We start from the raw sequence: 3,254 nt of genomic DNA on the forward strand, positions 1-3,254 counted from the left end.
CGCGGAGTCGAGGCCGTACTGGCACAGGAAGGCGTAGACGAGCCGCTCGAGCCCGAACCCGACGCAGGCGCTGCGTGCCGTGCCCTCCGTGCCGTAGTCGATCCCGAAGCCCCGGCCGAACAGGTCGTCGTGAAAATTGAAGGAGCCCACCGCGATGGTCCGCCCGGGTGCGACCGTGAGGCGCAGCTCGTACTTGAGCTCCATCAGCCGCTGCGACCAGATCCGCGCGGAGGTGTCCTCGCCGCCGAAGAACGGGTCGTTGCCCACCTCGCAGAAACCGCTCAGACCGAGCTCGTCCACGAACGCGAAGATCTTCCGCATGAACAGCTCGCGCGAGGCGAGGACGTCCTCGCGCGGTCCCATGAAGACGATCTCCCGGATGGTGAAGTCCCAGAGCCGTTCCATCGTCGTGGCGTAAGCCGCCTCGAAGCGGAAGGACTTGCCCTTGGCCGTGACGACGTGCACCCCCTCGGCGTCCAGCGTCCGCCCCCGGTACTGGTGGAAGGTGTGGTAGCACATGGTCGGCGGCAGGCAGTAGTCCACGTTGTGACAGGCGTCGAGGACGGTGGAGTCGATGCCTGTCTCGCCGTACGATCGCTGGAAGCCCTGGTACACGTCGATGTCGTTGTGCAGGCGCGTCACGAACATCAGGTGCTGCGGGAACGAGGCGAAGTAGCCCGCCGTCGCGAGGGCCTCGGTGCTGATCAGCGTCGGGTACTGGTACTCCGTCGGGTTGAAGTCCTCGCCCAGGATCCGCTTCACCGCCCGGTCGAAGTACGCCAGCAGAGACAGCAGAGGCTCGCCGACGGCGACCTGTCCCTCACCCGCCTCGGTCACCGCGCCCGCCTGCGCCAGCAGTTCGAACGTTCCCTCCTCGACCACCCGGTCGTGCGAGGAGGTCCACACCGACTTCGGTGGGGTCGTCCGCTGTTTGCGGACGTCGCCGTCGACGACCCGGTTGACCTTCTCGGTGAGCTCGTCCGCGGGGAGCGGGGTGGCGGAGCGGAGGGTCACCCCGCGCACCTCGCCGTCGGCCGTGTCCAGTTCGTATCCCGTGATCTGCGACGACACGAACAGGAGCCGGCGCTCGATCTCGGAGGCGAGCTGCCCGGCAACCGGGGTGTGCAGCGCGACGCGTGTGTGGAACTCCCCGGTCCCGGCGCCCGTCGGCTCGATGCCCTGTCGGGTGGTCTCGGTCATGTCTCTTGCTCCTGTGCGGCTGAGAGGGCTGGGAGGACAGGGAGATCGACGAAGGACGCGTGCGCGCCCCTCCGGTGGATCTGGACGACGGGCGGCGGGTGGTGCACGCGCGTCTCGGCGTTGTCCCGGTCGCAGCACGTGACGGCGATCCGGAGCCGGTGCCCCGGAGCGAACACATGGCTGACCGGGTGCAGGTCGAAGACCAGCGGCACCGGCTCCTCGGGCAGCGGGGCCCGGGTCCGCTCCGCGCACGGGTGGTACGGCAGTGAGAGGTTGTCGTACGGGGCGGTGCCCAGCGCCCGGTGGGAGGCGCGGATCACTCCCTCGGTGACGTAGTGGGAGACCCCTTCGCCGTCGACGTCCTCCAGGTAGAGGAAGAAGTCGCCGTCCAAGTGGGTCGACGTCACCCACAGTTCCGCGACCGGGTGTCCGGTCACCTCCAGCTCCTGTTCCAGCGGGGCCGTGGTGTAGGTGAGGGCGGTCCGGTCGTTGCCGGTCATCGGCTCGTAGCCGCACGGTCCGCCGTAGCCGTCGGTCCAGCGGGTCGCCGTGCCGGAGGTTGCCGTGTAGTCGACGACGAGGTCGTCGACGCCCCCGAGCCGCGAAGGGGCGCGGTCCGTCAGGGTGCCGTCGTTGACGGAGGACACGGGCACGGCCGGGCCGGGACCGAAGTACATCCGCGTCGTGCGGACTCCGGCCGGCGGCCATCGGTCCGTGTCGCGCCACTCCTCGCCGGGGGGCGCGTTGCGCCGCTGGTAGCGGATGGGCGGTTCGTCCATGACGCCGGTGTCGACGCCCTTGAGCCAGTGGTCGAACCAGCGCAGGTGCTCGGCCGCCAGGTCGACGCCGTCCCTGCCGTTGTGCGACCAGTCGCCCACGAGGAGCTTGCGCGGCCCGGTGAGATTGGCGTGCCACAGGAAGGCGTCCCGCACCCACATGTCGTGCCAGCCGCTGAGCTGGTAGACGGGCACGCCCGCGGCGGCGATCGCCTCGACGTGGGTGGAGGGGCTCTGCCGCGCGTACGGCTGCTCGTCGTCGCCGTCGCCCCGGCTGTCCCGGCAGGGCAGCGCGGCGGCCCTGGCGAAGACGTCCGTGTTGGCCCGGTGTTCCTCGGCCGCCGCGCGCACCGCCGCCGCGTCGTCCCGTACGGGGGCGGCCCCGGTCTCGGTGTCCAGCCGTCGCACCATCGCGCCCCAGTTCCGGATGAAGTCGTGCCGGAACGCCCCTCCGGGGCGGAGGAACGAGTAGAGGTCGAACAGCGCCACCTGCGGGAAGATCGCCTTCAGGCTGGGCGGGGCGGTGCCGGCGGCGAGGAACTGGGTCATGGCGAGGTAGGACTCGCCGTACATGCCGACCTTCCCGCTGCACCAGTCCCGCGCGGCGAGCCATTCCGTGATCTCGTGGGCGTCCTGGCTCTCCTCCGGGCCGAACTCCATGCCCCGCACGCCGCTGGAGGCGCCCGTGCCACGGGCGTCGGCGGCGGCGATCACATAGCCGTCGTCGAGGATCCGGCGCAGCCAGGGGCGGCTGTCGAGCTTGGTCCAGGTCACGCCGTCCACCACCTCCGAGCGGTGGTAGCGGTCGTGGCACCAGAGGGCCGGCAGAGGCTCCTCGACCACCCGGCCGTCCCGCTTGGGGCGAAACACGTCCACGGCGATACGGACGCCGTCGCGCATCGTGACGTAGTGGGTGGAGGACTCGACGCCGTCGGCGGCCTGGAGGTAGGCCGCCACGTCCTCCGAGTGCTCCTCCAAGAGCCCGCGCAGCTCCTCGTCGAGCCCGCCCGGTGGCGCCTCGTGGTGCAGTCGGCCGCCGGACGTCCACACCCGGACGTTCGAGGCCCGCAGCCGCAGCAGCAGGGTGACGACGGACGCGTGGGCCGCGTCGGGGCCCGGTGCGACGTCCTCGGTCCGCGCCGTCATGTCGTACGCCTTTCTGTGTCTCCGTTCACCGCGGACGGACGCCGTGCGCGGCCGTCGGCGACGGCCGCGCACGGCGGGCGCGGGGGGACGCGGGCGGCGCGGTCTTAGAAGGAAACAGGCGGCAGGGTGCGT

At 71.1% G+C, this 3,254-nt stretch carries 2 protein-coding genes; both read right to left on the reverse strand.

The genetic code is table 11. The features are described from left to right. The coding region (locus ABZ281_RS43500) for a hypothetical protein (RefSeq protein WP_356663693.1) at nt 1-1,200 on the reverse strand (1,200 nt) is incomplete at its 3' end. Beyond that, a complete protein-coding gene (locus tag ABZ281_RS43505; protein ID WP_356663695.1) occupies nt 1,197-3,122 on the reverse strand; it encodes a CocE/NonD family hydrolase in 1,926 nt (641 codons plus the stop codon). The genes ABZ281_RS43505 and ABZ281_RS43500, both read right to left, overlap by 4 nt. Nucleotides 3,123-3,254 lie beyond the last annotated feature (132 nt).

The sequence above is a fragment of the Streptomyces sp. NPDC006265 genome, assembly GCF_040613555.1.
GTDB lineage: Bacteria > Actinomycetota > Actinomycetes > Streptomycetales > Streptomycetaceae > Streptomyces.